Genomic DNA, 15,510 nt, shown 5'->3' on the forward strand with positions numbered 1-15,510 from the left:
TACGTTAAAAAAATTAACTATGACAAAGAGTTTTAGCCTTAACCCAAGCGTATTGATTTATATTGACAAAAACGTTATGCCGAAGGAAAGGGGAATTTTACCAAGAAGCGATCGCACAGTAGACTTCTTGCAGAAGTGGGGAAAAGGTTAAGGGTTAAAGGGTAAAGGTATGGAATTTTCCCTTACCCTTTAACCTTTAACCTTTCCCCAATATCTTGCCAAAGTTACTTTTGCAAGATGTTTAGTGAAGATATATACGAATCTAAAGACTTTATTAAATAGCTACCCAGGTAGAAAACGGGTAGTTCTCCGCTATCTTTAAGCAAGCGATTCAGGGATGATTAATTCTATAGAAAAGCGCTAGCACAAATTTTAGGCTGGCATTTAATAAACCGCATATAAATCAAAGCCCTGAACTTTTATCAGGGCTTTTTAAATTTAAGCAGAGCGATCGCAGCCTTTTGAGTTTTATTATTGCGTTGAAGCGATCGATTATTTATACAGTAGTGCTAGTGCTGAAAGACTGGGGAAATTGATGCTGCGAGAAAACCGTGATTTTCATGTCATTCAAGAAATAGAAGCTGCTTTCCGTCAGTATTCTTTCCTCGGTCAAGGCATTTGCATTTTAGGCGAAAGCACCCTACAAAAATTACTCTATAAATAACCTACATAATAAACTACGATAAAGCTATCGGAATAGTGCCTTTAAAGATTATGAGTAACACTAAAAAAGTTAGTGACGACTTGAGCGCTGCTGGACAACCAACTTCTGAAGAGTTAAAACAGGCAGCCCAAGAGGGATTTAAGTCAGTGCTGAACCTGCGTTCTCCCGATGAAGCCGGTTTTCTCAGTGACGAACAGCAGCAAGCTCAAGCGGCTGGACTGCAATATGCCAATATCCCATTAAAGCCTTCAGAAGCAAATCAAGAGCAAACAGAATTAGCAATTCAGGAGATTGAGAACTTACCCAAACCAATTTTAATTCACTGTGCTGCTGGAGCCAGGGCTGGTGGTATTGCCTTGATTGCCAATGCTATTAGTGAAGGTCTAACTTATGAGGAAATTAGTCAGAAAGCTCAAGAGCTTGGTTTAAATTTAGAACAACCTCACCTCAAGCAATTCCTACTTGAAAAGTATATTGCCAAGCAAAAATGACTAACTCAGCACCAAGTCGTTTGGGTGAACTCGCCAACCTGTTTTTTAAATTGGGCGTCATCGGCTTTGGAGGCCCGGTTGCCCATATTGCCATGATTGAAGATGAAGTAGTTAAACGTCGTCAATGGTTGACAAGGGAACATTTTCTAGATTTGCTGGGTGCTACTAATCTAATTCCTGGGCCAAATTCCACAGAAATGGCTATCCACATAGGATACATCTATGCAGGATGGCTGGGGCTGATTGTGTCAGGCGTTTGTTTTGTCTTACCTGCGGTTCTAATTACTGGTGGGTTTGCTTGGGTTTATGTTGCCTACGGTACTCTACCCCAAATTGCTCCTTTACTTTATGGCATTAAACCGGCTGTTTTAGCAATCATCATCAATGCGCTGTGGGGGTTGGTCAAAAAGGCTGTGAAAACCCGCCAATTACTAGTAATTGCTTTCGCTGTGGCATTGCTGACATTGTTATTGAAATTAAATGAAGTAATTGCCCTATTAATTGGGGGATTGCTGGGGATGGTTTGGTTACATTCTGGCGAGAAAAACGACAAACCAGAAGATAAAGCCAACTTTCTGATTGCTAGTCTCAGCACAGGTGCAACCTTGAAAGCATCTGCTGTACTTGCTACATCGATAGCTACTGCATCGACTGTAACCAACGTTTCTTTATGGCAATTGGGTTGGTTTTTTCTCAAAGTCGGTAGCGTCTTGTTTGGTGGTGGCTACCTTTTGGTGGCTTTTCTGCAAGGAGGATTAGTTCAAGAATACGGCTGGCTGACACAACAGCAGTTATTAGATGCGATCGCAATTGGTCAATTTACCCCTGGGCCAGTACTTTCCACTGCTACATTTATCGGTTATGTGATTGCTGGCATACCTGGCGCAATTGTTGCCACAATCGGAATTTTTCTACCTTCTTTTGTTTTCGTTGCTGCCCTAAATCCTCTAATTCCACGCTTACGAGCCTCTTCTTGGACTAGAGCATTTTTGGATGCTGTGAATGTTAGTGCTGTAGCGCTAATGGTTGTGACTACTCTGCAACTGGGGGCAGCGACTTTAACATTACCACAAGCCCCGTTTATAGATTTTCTCGGTTTAGCGATCGCGATCGTCTCAGCCATTTTAGCTATTCACTTTCGCATCAATGCTGCATGGCTAGTCCTTGGTAGCGCCTTCATTGGATGGGGTGCTTCACTCTTGGGCTACACTCAATGAAATTGCAACTATTTGAGATTACTAACAGATATTAGCTTGACTTTATACACCAATACGCTTGGGTTAAGGCTAAAACTCTTTGTCATAGTTAATTTTTTTAACGTAGACGCTTCTCTACGAGACGCTACGCGTAGCTTGCTTACGGCTTACCACAGAGGCGCAGAGAACACTGAGAGAAGAAAGAAACGCTTATCTTAACTGTATTGCTTTATACATTTATTTAAGTGTATTTTTTAATTTAAGCTTTTTATCCTCTCTATGACTCGAATTGATAGAGATTTTTCTGATTTTGACGGCTTAAGTAAGTCAAAAAATAGATATATTAAATCTTGCTTTCAAACTATTTTTATGTGATAATCACCATTAAATACTGTAAACACGTAAACTTTAAGTAGTTAATGGTAAGAGTTCAAAAATTTAGCTTTTTATCTATTTTTAAATAGATGTAGGTTGGGTTGAGCAACGCGAAACCCAACATTGATCGGAGTGTTAGGTTTCGTTCCTCAAACCAACCTACAATTTTTTTGCAATAATTTAGCCTTGCCACGCCAGTACTTATATTTACTTTATAAATCACTCTGACTCATTTGTGGAAATAAAGTTAACCTAAACTAAGGTGAAATATGTCAATTCAAAACACAGTATCTAATTGGGAACAACTGTTAGAAATTGCCCAAAAAAATACCCCGGCTCGACGGGTGCGTAGACCAGGGCAATCCCCTTCCACCGCTCCCATCCCTAGCAGTCTTCATAAACTGCCACCAGATACAGAACCGCCAGTACTGCTCTACCGCGATACTAACTCTTGGTGTCCATTTTGCGAACGCGTTTGGTTTGCTCTCGAAGAAAAAGAAATTCCTTTTGCAACAGAGTTTATTGACTTGACTAACAAGCCTAAATGGTATACAGATTTAGTTCCTACAACCCTTGTCCCAGCAGCGAAAATTGAGGACAAGTTAGTTTATGAATCAAAAGATATTCTGTTAGCTTTAGAAGAACAATTTGGGCCAACCTTGCTCCCTGAAGACCCAGAAGAAAATGCCGTTGCTAGACAATGGCTTGAGGATGCTGAAACCAATGGTGTAAGAGATATCGCCTACAAATTTCTCAGACAAGCTCCGGAAGATCCGCATGAATTAGCAAGCTTACAGGCAGCTTTTGAAGCGAAATTAGACGAACTAGAGCAACTTCTTGGAAAGTATCCCGGCCCCTACTTTTTATCAACATTTAGCGTCGTAGATATTACCTATAGTCCCCATTTAGACAGATTGGCGGCTAACTTACCCGTTTATCGCGGATATCACCTCAAGGGAAATCCCCGTTATCCTCGAATAAACACTTGGTTTGAAGCGCTCAAACAGCGTCCCGCTTATCACCGCGTCAAATCGGATGATACCACCAACAATTTACTGTTGCGTCGTCGGTGGGGCGTAACACCAATCGGCAATCCTTTGCCCCCTGACCCAGCTATTAGCCAAGAAATTCAATTTCGGGCAGAAGCGGCTGAAAGGTTGACTGATAACCGAGAAGTTGCTTTAGGAGATATTCTGAAAAACTCCGGGGTGCAAGCATTGGCGGTCAATGGCGACACAACAGCCGTTAAAGAAGCGGTTGATTTTCACCTCAGATTGCTGGCTGATTATCTCATCAATGGCAATGGTGCAGCCTTACCGTGGGGACGCGTGGGTGGTAAAGATAATGCCGACCCCACTGCGGCTGCGGTTGGTGCTATCACACTCGCTTATGTGAGAAATCGCATCTGTGCGCCACGGGATATGAGCGCTGGTGCTGCAACTGCATTCCGGGCAGCAGCAGATAAAGTGTTGGCATCTCTTTATTAGCGATCGCATTTCCAAGTCATTTGCAAAAAAATGTAGAGACGTAGCAGTGATACGTCTCTACAAAGTTTTAGATGGAGATATCTTATCGATAATCTTGACTTTGAATGCTTCCTAAACGAGCAGCATCACGAATATTGTAGTCAGCACGAGTAAAGCGATTTAGCTGCATTTCAAAAAAGTCTCGATTAGCTTGTAAATGCTTGGGATTTTGGTCATCTAAGGGATATAAAAGAGCAGTTCGCAAAGCTTGAATTACCGCAGAAGTGACACAGTACATTGACCTTTGAAAACTAACTCCCAACTGAATCAACATATCTTCTTCACCCCGGCAATGTTGGCTGTAGTAATCAACAAGATATGGGGGCAAAAAATGCAACATATCTTGCATTAATAATGTGGGGGGAATGCCAGCAGTACCCACTGGAAATACATCAGCGTAAAGAATACCAAAGTGAAAGTCTTTCTGGTCTTCTGGTACTTGACGCGCTTGAGCATTATAAGATTTTGTTCCTCGGAAAGGTGCAGTGCGGTAGAAAACTGCTTCTACGTAAGGTAATGCGGCTTCATACAGCCACATAAAACCCTTAGATTTGGGAACAATTTCGTAGCATTCACCACGAATATAAACGTGATGGTAAATGGGACGACCTGCGATCGCAAATATACCATTAACTAAGAAGCTCATTGCCTCTGGGACGCTGCTAATGGTACCTTCATCATAGCGATCAGACATTTCAAAAAATACTGGGGCCATGACTTCCCAGAATAAGCCCAGGTTGGCGTAGTATGACATCTGGCGGCACTGTTCCAAAAACATATCGGGGAACAGCTGGTAAAGTCCCAGCATTACGGGGTTTCCTTGGAAATAAGCTCTAATTGCTCTATCGGCGTTGGCTTTGTATTCTTCAGAATCTAGGTAAGGGTCAAATTGTCCACCCATCCCTCTGTGCCACAACATCGCCCGCATACAAGCTTCCGCAAATTCCATGTTAATGCGATCGTGGAACAAGTGATGGAATAACTTTGGCATTTTGAAAGTTTCACCCTTCTCGATAAATGCCAAAAGTTCTGGATGTGCAGTGGCTTCACCGCGCCAAATTCGTAAATCGGCATCATCGCCGGCGTAATGATTATGCAGTTCTAAATACTCTTTGGGCAAGAAGTATTTAAAGAAGGGAAGCGGGTTTAAAAATTCGCGTTCGGCAATATAAAGTAGGTCGCGCCAGTAGAAATCCATCGGCACAGCATAAGCTTTGTACAAACCGATGATTTGCATCAAATTTTCTGGAGTATCGGGTAACATTGCACCGCCTGCTTCTAAGCGGTGAATTACTTCGGCAAACTCGTGTTTTGAAGGGGGTAATTTAATTGCTGTTTTAATTGCTGTCATGGTAATTGTAAATTTGTAGAGACGCGATTTATCGCGTCTGAGGGATAGATTTTAAGACGCGATAAATTGCGTCTGTGAGGATAGGTTTTGAGACGCGATAAATCGCCATCTCTACAAGGTTTTGATGTATTTTTTATTTCAGTGCTACTTCAGAGATTACGGTTTTTTCCAAGGAGGGAATTGCAGCCACCATTGTTGTAGTTGTGGATTCACTCCAACGCACTAACCAAGTGGGTTGTACTCCTAAAAAGATGATGAAAGCTGCCAAAATTAAAGCGGGGATTTTCTCAGACCAAAGAACTTTGGGATAGTAGGCAAAGTTATCGAGTCTGCCAAAACAGGTGCGGTTGAGGAGGATGAGAAAATAAACTGCGGTTAATCCACTAGCCACTATACACAAAATGGTTGGAATGGGGAAGGCAGAGAAACTACCTTGAAAGACAATAAATTCCGCGATAAATCCTGTTAAACCGGGAATACCTGCGCTAGCCATTCCACTTAAAACTAGTAAGGCGCTAATTAAAGGTAAACCGCGTATGGGACTCATTAAACCGTTGAGTTTATCTAACTCGCGTGTACCGACTTTGGCTTCTACAACTCCCACCAAGTGGAAGAGGATGGCTAAAATAATGCCGTGGCTAAACATTTGGGCGACTGCACCAACGAGTGCTAAGGGAGTACTAGCAGCACCAGCTAACAAAATATAGCCCATGTGACCAACGGAACTGTATGCTACCATGCGCTTGATATCTGTTTGAGCGATCGCAATTACTGCCCCATAGATGGCGCTGATTGCTCCCCAAATTGCTAAAGTCGGTGCAATAATGCTCCAAGCGTGGGGAAACATGCCCAACCCAAATCGCAGCAGTCCATAGGTTCCCAGCTTTGCTAACACGCCACCGAGAAGAATGGCAATTGGTGCTGAAGCCTCAACGTAAGCATCGGGTAGCCAAGTATGAAAGGGAATTAAGGGAATTTTAATGCCAAAACCTAATACTATTCCTGCTAGTAAAAGGATTTGCTTTGTTGTTGAGAGGTTTTCTGTAGAGACTGCATCAAAAGCAAAATTGGTAGAACCACTCAGCCACACCATACCCAAGAATGTCGCTAGAATTAAGGCTCCCGAAACAGCAGTATAAATCAGGAATTTCATCCCAGCATAACCCCGTTTTGCTCCTCCCCAAATGGAAATTAGCAAATAGAAGGGGATTAATTCTAGTTCGTAAAATAGGAAGAATAGCAGCAAATTTTCTGCTAGAAAAGCACCTGCAACTCCTCCACTAACTAATAAAATCATGGAGTAGAACAGTCGAGGGCGTTCAGTTTCTTGACTACTGCTGTAAATAGCAATCCAGGTAAGCAGGCTATTTAACACCAACATCAAGATGGAAAGCCCATCAACACCTATTTGATAGCTCAAGCCGAGGGTTTCATTCCAGGGTAAATACTCTTTAAATTGCATTCCTGGATTGCTGATATCAAATTTTAGCAGGATAAACAGGTTCCAGAAGAGAACTATTCCTGAAAAGATTAATGCTATTAAACGAATGCGATGCTTAGGTATGCTTACAGGTAATATTGCTATGAGAATAGCAGCGAAAATCGGCAGCCAAATCAAGACACTTAACATGGTATTTTTGTCCTTTATTCTTTGTCTTTTGTCCTTTGTCTTTTGTCCTGTATGACTTACTCTTAGCCAATAACCAATGACTAATGACAAAGGACAAAAAAGCTAACTTACTATACTAATTTCTCCAGTATCTAAATCGTAATAACCACCGACTATTTTCAGTTTTTCTGCCTTGATTAACTCAGATAAAACTGTCGATGATTTCAATTTTTCAACTTGCGCCAAAATATTTGCCTTACAAGCATTTTCTAACTTATCTCCTGATTTATCTTTTGAACTTTCTACGCTTGGTTTAATCGCTTCAAGCAAACTTCCAATTTGTCCAGGTACTGGATCGCCTTTTATCGCCGCTTGTACCGCACCGCATCTTTCATGCCCCACTACCATTATGACTTTGGAACCTAATACTAAGCTACCAAATTCTAAGCTACCAATTTGCTGTGTTGTGGCAATATTACCAGCTATCCGGCAGACAAATAAATCTCCAAGTCCTTGGTCAAAGACAATCTCTGAAGGCACTCGTGAATCTGCACAACCGAGAATAGAAGCAAAGGGCTTTTGACCCTTAGCAACTTCAACTAAACGCGAATGGTTTTGGTTAGGATTGCGACGTTTTGCTTTGACAAATCTATCATTCCCATCTAATAATTCTTGCAATGCTTTATCGGGAGTAATCTCATCTTCTACTGGTTTGGTTTCGGCTGCAAGCAAGTTGGAACCCAGTCCGGCTGTCAATACACCTGTACCGATCGCGCCTGCACCAAACTTCAATAAACCTCTTCTGGAAAGATTGATTTGGGGATATTGTCTGCTCATGAAATTCTCCTCACAATATTAACTAATTCGTAATTCGTAATTCGTAATTCGTAATTATTGGTGAAACGCTTGCTTGTAATTGTCTTTTTTGGTCTACGTTAACTGTTGAAATTTTAATTTCCAACTCTTCAATTACGAATTACGTTAGCGTAGCGGGGCGAAGCCCATTATCAATTACGAATTATTTTGTTACTGCTATCCAATTGTCGAGATTTGAAAAACCATATTTAAAAATTGCATTCCCCAAAATGGCCAAGTTACCCACATTCCTAAAAAACTCACTCCTAAAAGAACAGTGAGTGCATAAAACTGGGTTTGCCCAGAGTTGCTGTATTTGAGACCTTCACCACCTAATAGCGAAAATAAACCAACAAAATTAACGATACCATCGACTACAAAGCGGTCAATCATATCGGCAAGTTGGGAAATTTTGGCAACTCCAAAAATAATGGTCATTTTATAGAGTTTGGGGGTGTAAAAGTCGTATGCGATTAAGTCTTGTAACCCTTTCCAAGGCAGGCGAATCGGTTTGGGAATCTTGCTGAAATAAATCACACCAGTGATACTGCAACCGAAAATACTTGACCAATTTAAAAGTAGTGCGACATCTTTATTTAGGCTTACCCAATCTGGTAAAAGTGATAAATTTTGCAAGATGAAAGGAAGATTTAGATTAAAGCCAAGTAGAATCATCATTGGCAGAATCATCGGCCAGTGAGCTTCAGGCGATCGCTCTGTCATTTGTGTAGCTTTACCGCCAAAAAGTAAAGCGAATTCTCTGGTTAAACTCACGGCTGTCAAAGCATTTACCGCGATTATTACTCCCACTAACCAAGGTTGAGTTTCCCACAGCCCATCTGCTAATTCCATCAGCGCCCAAAAGCTACCCAGTGGTGGAAAACCAATTAATCCCAAACTGCCGACAATAAAGGCGATTCCAGAAATCGGGCGACGCTTCCACAATCCACCCATTTGGGTTACGTCTTGGGTGATGCTATTCCAGATAATTCCGCCCGTACTCATCACCAATAGTGCTGCGGATATGGCGTGGGTGAGGACTAACAATAGCGCTGCTTCGTCTTGTTGCACTCCCACCGCGATGAATACTAAACCCATGTATGCGCTGACAGAATAGGATTGACAGCGTTTCATATCGATTTGAGCGATCGCAATTAACGAAGCACCCACAGCTGTCACCGCACCAATCGCAACCATCGCCGAGGAAGCTATAGGCGAGATGGTTAACACAGGTTGCAATTTAATCAGCACCCATGCACCACTAGCTACTACTACCGAGTTCCGCAAAATCGTACTGGGAACCGGGCCTTCCATCGCTTCATCTAGCCATAAATGCAGGGGGAATTGGGCACATTTACCCATCGGCCCAGCAATTAAAGCTAAACTTACCAGTGCCATAGTTGTCGGGTTGACGTTAGCAGTAGCCGCCCATTCAGCTAATTCTGTATAATTCCAAGTTCCAGCTAAAGGCCATAATGCCAACACGCCCATCAGCAAGAATAAGTCTCCCACCCGCTTGGTTAAGAAAGCATCTCTCGCACCTGAAACTACCAACGGCTGACTAAACCATAAGCCGACTAGTAGATAGGTTCCCAGCGTCAAGACTTCCAGAATTACATAGCTGAAGAACAAGTTATTACATAAAGCAAGGGCACATAATCCCGCTTCAAATAATCCCAACAAAGAATAGAAGCGTCCCCAACCCCAATCCATTTCCATGTAGCCGATCGCATAAATCTGCGCCAGCAAGTTCAAGCCAGTAATCACAACTAAAGCACTGACACTGACTGAGGATATATCCAAAGCAATGGTTAAGTCTAAACCAGCCGTAGATAACCAAGGAATAAAGACTTCTTGGGCTGGATAATTCCAAGTTGCTTGTAAGGCGATCGCACTATGCACAAGCGCCAAAAATGTCATCACCAAGTTTACATAACCCGCCGGTCTTGGCCCTGTTTTCCGAATGATCCCTGGCGACCAAGGCACGGCTAACAAACCACCTATTAAGGCATAGCACGGAACTAGCCAAACAGTCTCTAGTAGAAACTGAGCCATCAACTCACCTCTAAATTTGTATCAAAAAATTTGGCTTTGGAATCAACTGGCGTTGATCCCAGTTAACCCAGCGCTCACAGATAAGGGAAATTTATCTTTGCTTAATTTTGTTAAAAACAGCTTACCTTTATATCAAGCAAAAAGGAATTACTTTATTAAATAAATTTGAGATAATAACTCTAATTATTTCTTATATAAGGAACTATTCAAGCAACAAAGAATAGGTATTTATTCTTATCTATGCATTGAGTGAGGGATGAATCAATAGTTATCATTAGTTTTATCAATTCATATCAATGAGTAGAAACGCGATTGATTGCGTCTCTACAAATCGACTAAATGTAATTTATATTTGGGTGATTTTGTCAACCTGCCAGTGAGAGATAGTAATCGCGGGTGGTGAGTCAACTTGACTAATGGGGGCGGGTTTCATATCCCGGTAGTCCAGGAGTTGGACTACGATGAGATAGGCGATCGCTAAAATCACCGAAATCGCACCTGTAAGAATAGCAATTAATTTTGAACGTTCCATCAGTATTTCCTGTAATGCAGTTATTATGCAGGGGAGCATCCACTTTTGGGATGAAACACCGGGCTATTAGAAATCGCGGCTATACAGACTAAACCCGCACTTCGACTAGGCTCAGTGACCACCTGCGCGGGTTTTATAGAGTCCGCCCAAGCGGACGAAAGTTTGTATAGCCCCAGACTTCACTTCTCTTCGCGTGCGCCTTAGCGTAGGGCGATCTGCCAAAACGGGATGCTCCCATTATGCAGTGCCTATATCCACATAATAGACTTTCTCTGGCCTTGGTCGTTCGTGCAACTTACCGTAAAAAAGGACTGATAAAACTCTCAATACGCTACAACAGAAAAAACCCTCTGCTAAATCTGTGAAAAAACGAGTAACACTCACCTTCCCGAAACGCGCCGTGCAAATGCCAGTCACTTACGTATTGGCCAAAGAGTTCAACGTCGCCGCCAATATTATCCGCGCCCAAGTTGCCCCAAATCAAATTGGCAAACTGGTAGTGGAATTATCGGGAGACATCGATCAATTAGATGCAGCGATCGAGTGGATGCGATCGCGTAATGTTAATGTTTCTTCGACATTAGGCGAAATTGCGATCGACGAGGATGTGTGTGTCCACTGTGGCTTGTGTACTGGGGTTTGTCCTACCGAAGCCCTCACCCTCCAGCCAGAGACGTACAAGTTGACATTCACGCGATCGCGCTGTATAGTCTGCGAACAGTGTATCCCCACCTGTCCCGTACAAGCAATTTCTACTAACATTTAACAATCTAAGAGACTTCCAAATAAAAAAATGTCCCAAAACTGACGAAAAAACCTTCTCTATTTCTCCTCTCTCTGTGTTCTCTGTGTCTCTGTGGTAGCCTGCGGCAAGCCGCTCCGCGTCTACGTTTATTCGGATAATTTATTTCTTGGAAGTCTCTAAAATCCCAAATCCAAGATTTAAGTTAGCCCAACTTAAACACATCCGCAATTACTCCACCATCATCCACCAGCCTACTTTTTGCTGGAGAGTCATAAACTACCAATAGCGAAGGTATACCAGCTACATCCTGAAACAGCGTCATTCCCTCCGCATGCTCTTCCCGATTTCCATAGGGAATATCTTGCACAAAATCGGGATTGCTGAAGACATTTTCTCGTAAATTCACACCATTTACCCAGCGATAAACTTGCACGGGGCCATCTAAATCCATCGTTGGCCCGGCTAAAATCAACAAATCTTTATCATCTACATACAAATCCCGAATTCCCAAACCATTCAACCAGATAAAATGCTTTTTATATAACTCCTGCAATTCCCCAATTTGCTTTAGTTTCATCAGTCCAGGGGTAGAATCTTCTAACTCTATTTCCAGCACCACAGCCCAACCCCGCAATACAGGGCCGCGCAAACCCAAAAAGACACGGTTTTGATAAATGCCTATTCCTTCAATATCAAAACCATTATCCTTTCCAGGAATTGCTGCTTGAATAAACAAGCCTAAATGGGCATCATTTGCTAAAGCTGTCATCAGCACATTACCCTGATTAGTTACCTCTAATTTAGCGGCATTCAATTGCACGTCTGGCTTTTGGGGGTGTGGACAAGATGAGAATAGCTTACCGTCTATGAGAGGAATCCGTCCTAAGACGTAACGGTTAGGTTCTGATTCAATTTTTCCGAGCCTTTTAAAGTTTTTGGCATCTGTATTTTCAGGTTTAAATTTTTTGCGTTTGTAGCTGTGAGAACCAACAAACCATAAGTAATTATCAGCATAAGCCAGTCCTTCTATATCGATTTCTTTGTCTTCTGGTGCAGGTAAACTGATAAATTCTGCTACTCTAAATTGTTGATGTTCGGTAAAATTCTCAGTATCAACTAAAGAGAGACGCTCAATAGTAGAGGTTTCATCTGACCCTAACCATAAATACTTCTGATGTGTTAGCAGCACTGCTGATAAGTCTTTTCTATGTTCCTTAAAAGAATCTACAAAAGTCAATAAAACTTGATTTAGTAAATGTAAATTTGGCATTTTAAATTATATTGAGAGTTACAAAAACATTAGACATGCTATTATAAGATGTGATTTGGTTTTCTAAAAGTATTTATCTCAAAACTATAGTTCATATCAACTTGACGGTTTGAAGTACCCTTGACAAATATTGCATATTTATAGCAGAGAATACAACTATCAATCGTCATAAGCATACCTGACAATCCTCATAGCTAAAAAAATATCAAAAGTAGATGCAATTTTTTAAATAATATTGTTATTATGCAATAACCTCATGAGGTAATCATTCAGATCCATTATGAAATTAGCTACACAACCTACAGTAAAAACTCTCGGTGACTACGCCTACCAAGCGATTGAAAAACACTTTAAGAAAACCTTGAAGTGGGAAAAATCAGTAAAGAAAGATGAAGATCCAGAAGCGCTGCACCAAATGCGAGTGGGAATGCGCCGCCTACGGACAGCGGTAACTCGGTTTGGGATAGCGGTGGATGTGTCGAAACCAATCAGCGATAAAAATATTGGTAAAATAGCCCGTCGTCTTGGTAATCTGCGAGATTTAGACGTACTTAAAGAAAGTTTGGAAAACACTTATAAACCAAACTTACCCCGCAAAGAGCAAGAATCTCTGCAAACAGCTTTTACAGCTTTGGCAAAACAACGTGAAGATGTAGAATCGAGTGTGCAGAAAACATTAAATGATGAATCTTACAAGTCTTTAAAAGATGCATTGGATAAGTGGTTAGAGAAACCCAGTTATCAACCTTTGGCATCTATTGCTATTCAGCAAGTGCTACCAGACTTACTTTTACCAGAAGTGAGTAATTTCTTTCTACATCCGGGTTGGCTAGTTGGGACTGAAGTTGTAGAATCAGAAGTGAAAATCCAGAAAAACTGGAAAGCAAAAAAGATAGAAAAACAATTGAAAACAGAAGGTGAAAGTCTTCATAGTTTGCGAAAAGAAGCTAAACGTATACGCTACCAGATGGAGTTATTTACTGACTTATATGGCGATTCTTACGCAGCTTATATTACAGAAGTGAAAAATATCCAAGAAATTTTGGGTACGATGCAAGATAGTGCCGTTTTAACTGACTGGCTAGCAGATGTATACAAGTCAGAAATTGAGACTGAGTTGCCCACCCTTGCTAATTTGTTAACAGAAAATCGTTACCAGTCGTGGCAGCAATGGCAACCTTTGCAAGAAAGGTATCTGAAAACTGAAACCAGACATAGTTTTCATTTAACAATACTGCACCCGCTTTCAGGAGTAATCAGTTAAAAGCTACTTTTGATTGAGAGAGGATTGGACTAACGAAGAGATAATTGAATAAAAGCTTCTAGAGACAAAAGATAAACACTGCTCTGGAGAATTTGTAAAATACGGGTTTTTTCGGCGGAATCAAACCTGAAATTAATCTAATAGTGCTTTCTAGAATTATTCTCCACTCAATTTACTTCTAAACAATCCTGCTCTAAGAGGTTGTTTGAAAAGAAAAGTATTTAGCGAATAGAATTCGCTACTACACAAAACTTAGTCCATCTCCGTGGACTAAGAGAAAATTAAGGTTTTTAACCTGCGTAGGCAGGTTTTGTTTGTGTAGCCGCGACTTCTAGTCGCCTGGTTAGTAATAAATTAGATTTTTCAAACATCCTCTAACAGAGCAATCGAGAATGGCTCTGTTACTAGTTCATATATGGTTAATGGTAGTGTCGGTAATCATCTAACTCCATGCTTTAACCGACTTTTTACACTTCAAAATGTAATATAAAGTGTTGTATGCTCTTTTGCATCCCTCACAAGTTTCTCAAATTATTTCTCTATACCTAACTATAGGAATCCGATTTGATTCCTGAATTTACTTGCGTGGGCAGGGAACAGGAAATGAAGGTATAGATCCGTACTGAGTCTTGTTCAAAAATTAAATAGGAGTCCTATATAAGATGAGGATCTGAAAAAACTCACCTAGCCTAAGTATTAGAGGTATATATGTTTAAAAAAATTCTGCTTGCATTGGATTGCTCTGAGATGGGCAAACATATTTTTGAACAAGGCGTTGCTTTAGCTAAGATGACTGGAGCTAGTTTATTCCTGCTACACGTTTTATCTACTGAAGAAGAAGGTAGTCCTTATATACCAGTGTCTACTTTTGACTACTATCCAGGAATGTGGAACCAAGTCTCAGAGTCTCACATCCAGGAGTGGGAGAAATGGAAAAATCAAGGTGTGGAGATGTTGCAATCGTTCTCCGCCCAAGCAAATACAGCGGCTGTGAACGCTGAATTTAGGCAAATCCCTGGCAGCCCTAGTCGAGTGATTTGTGACTTAGCGGGGAATTGGGGTGCCGATCTCATTGTCATTGGGCGTAGAGGTCACTCTGGTCTAGCGGAACTATTACTCGGCAGTGTCAGTAATTACGTTCTTCACCATGCTCCTTGTTCAGTCTATGTTGTGCAACTTCCTATTAATGACAAAAAAGCTGAAGTTGTAAAAGAAAGCGCAAGTGCTTCCACTGGCAGCTAATTTATGGCAATGTCTTACCTCGTTCCCAGCCTCCGGCTGGGAATACCGATTAGTGGGCTGCTGCCTCCTGAAAGAGCATTTTCAGTTCTACCCGAAAACAAGATTTAACGAGATTTTAAAATGATTCAGGGATAAAAAAGACGGGTTGCAGCCCGTCTAAATAGCTTGAAAGTGCAAATACACCTTGTATAGTATTGAAAATAACACAGTTAATTTTCTGAGAGTTGCCAATTTGCCAAGTTACAAAAAGAACAAGTATTGAATTGCTACTTGTTTATAACCCAATACAGTTCAGTTAAGCGTTTCTTTCTTCTCTCAGTGTTCTCTGCGCCTCT

The 15,510-nt window shown here is 41.3% G+C and carries 13 protein-coding genes; 7 read left to right on the forward strand and 6 right to left on the reverse strand.

Annotated features, from left to right (window positions below):
* The first annotated feature begins 535 nt into the window (after positions 1-535).
* The 4 genes from ACM0OX_RS32455 to ACM0OX_RS32470 all read left to right on the forward strand — a co-directional run bounded on the left by ACM0OX_RS32455 (position 536) and on the right by ACM0OX_RS32470 (position 4,213).
* Positions 536-664, forward strand: coding sequence for a hypothetical protein (locus ACM0OX_RS32455; RefSeq protein WP_414519073.1), 129 nt, complete (start codon positions 536-538; stop codon positions 662-664).
* Positions 665-714: 50 nt separating this feature from the next.
* The gene (locus ACM0OX_RS32460) at positions 715-1,155 is read left to right on the forward strand and encodes a beta-lactamase hydrolase domain-containing protein (protein WP_414519074.1); all 441 of its coding nucleotides are present in this window, start codon (positions 715-717) and stop codon (positions 1,153-1,155) included.
* On the forward strand, positions 1,152-2,372 hold the full coding sequence (gene chrA, locus ACM0OX_RS32465; RefSeq protein WP_414519075.1) for a chromate efflux transporter: 1,221 nt from the start codon (positions 1,152-1,154) through the stop codon (positions 2,370-2,372). Before ACM0OX_RS32460 ends, chrA begins: the two co-directional genes overlap by 4 nt.
* A 623-nt stretch (positions 2,373-2,995) precedes the next feature.
* The gene (locus tag ACM0OX_RS32470) at positions 2,996-4,213 is read left to right on the forward strand and encodes a glutathione S-transferase family protein (RefSeq protein WP_414519076.1); all 1,218 of its coding nucleotides are present in this window, start codon (positions 2,996-2,998) and stop codon (positions 4,211-4,213) included.
* A gap of 82 nt (positions 4,214-4,295) precedes the next feature.
* Here ACM0OX_RS32470 and ACM0OX_RS32475 read toward each other — a convergent pair whose 3' ends face one another.
* The 5 genes from ACM0OX_RS32475 to ACM0OX_RS32495 form a co-directional block, all read right to left on the reverse strand.
* Positions 4,296-5,603 (reverse strand): CO2 hydration protein, encoded by a 1,308-nt coding sequence (locus ACM0OX_RS32475; RefSeq protein WP_414519077.1) that lies wholly within the window; start codon positions 5,601-5,603, stop codon positions 4,296-4,298.
* A gap of 133 nt (positions 5,604-5,736) precedes the next feature.
* Positions 5,737-7,233 carry an NADH-quinone oxidoreductase subunit M gene (locus ACM0OX_RS32480; RefSeq protein ID WP_414519078.1) on the reverse strand — a complete coding sequence of 499 codons (1,497 nt, stop codon included), beginning with the start codon at positions 7,231-7,233 and terminating at the stop codon, positions 5,737-5,739.
* 102 nt (positions 7,234-7,335) lie between these two features.
* Complete coding sequence (locus ACM0OX_RS32485; protein WP_414519079.1) at positions 7,336-8,049, reverse strand: carbonic anhydrase; 714 nt, start codon at positions 8,047-8,049, stop codon at positions 7,336-7,338.
* 195 nt (positions 8,050-8,244) lie between these two features.
* Positions 8,245-10,122, reverse strand: a complete 1,878-nt coding sequence (locus ACM0OX_RS32490; protein ID WP_414519080.1) for an NAD(P)H-quinone oxidoreductase subunit F — start codon at positions 10,120-10,122, stop codon at positions 8,245-8,247.
* 346 nt (positions 10,123-10,468) lie between these two features.
* Positions 10,469-10,654, reverse strand: a complete 186-nt coding sequence (locus tag ACM0OX_RS32495) for a hypothetical protein (RefSeq protein WP_335151180.1) — start codon at positions 10,652-10,654, stop codon at positions 10,469-10,471.
* Between the two features lie 361 nt (positions 10,655-11,015).
* Here ACM0OX_RS32495 and ACM0OX_RS32500 point away from each other — a divergent pair, with 361 nt between their 5' ends.
* Positions 11,016-11,420, forward strand: a complete 405-nt coding sequence (locus ACM0OX_RS32500) for an NIL domain-containing protein (RefSeq protein ID WP_094347724.1) — start codon at positions 11,016-11,018, stop codon at positions 11,418-11,420.
* Between the two features lie 181 nt (positions 11,421-11,601).
* Here ACM0OX_RS32500 and ACM0OX_RS32505 read toward each other — a convergent pair whose 3' ends face one another.
* A complete protein-coding gene (locus ACM0OX_RS32505; RefSeq protein ID WP_414519081.1) occupies positions 11,602-12,669 on the reverse strand; it encodes a DUF3616 domain-containing protein in 1,068 nt (355 codons plus the stop codon).
* A 280-nt stretch (positions 12,670-12,949) separates the two neighbouring features.
* Here ACM0OX_RS32505 and ACM0OX_RS32510 point away from each other — a divergent pair, with 280 nt between their 5' ends.
* Both ACM0OX_RS32510 and ACM0OX_RS32515 read left to right on the forward strand, forming a co-directional pair.
* Positions 12,950-13,933, forward strand: a complete 984-nt coding sequence (locus ACM0OX_RS32510; protein ID WP_414519082.1) for a CHAD domain-containing protein — start codon at positions 12,950-12,952, stop codon at positions 13,931-13,933.
* 708 nt (positions 13,934-14,641) lie between these two features.
* The gene (locus ACM0OX_RS32515; protein ID WP_414519083.1) at positions 14,642-15,175 is read left to right on the forward strand and encodes a universal stress protein; all 534 of its coding nucleotides are present in this window, start codon (positions 14,642-14,644) and stop codon (positions 15,173-15,175) included.
* Positions 15,176-15,510: the final 335 nt, after the last annotated feature.

This window comes from Nostoc sp. PCC 9305 (genome assembly GCF_963920915.1).
GTDB lineage: Bacteria > Cyanobacteriota > Cyanobacteriia > Cyanobacteriales > Nostocaceae > Nostoc.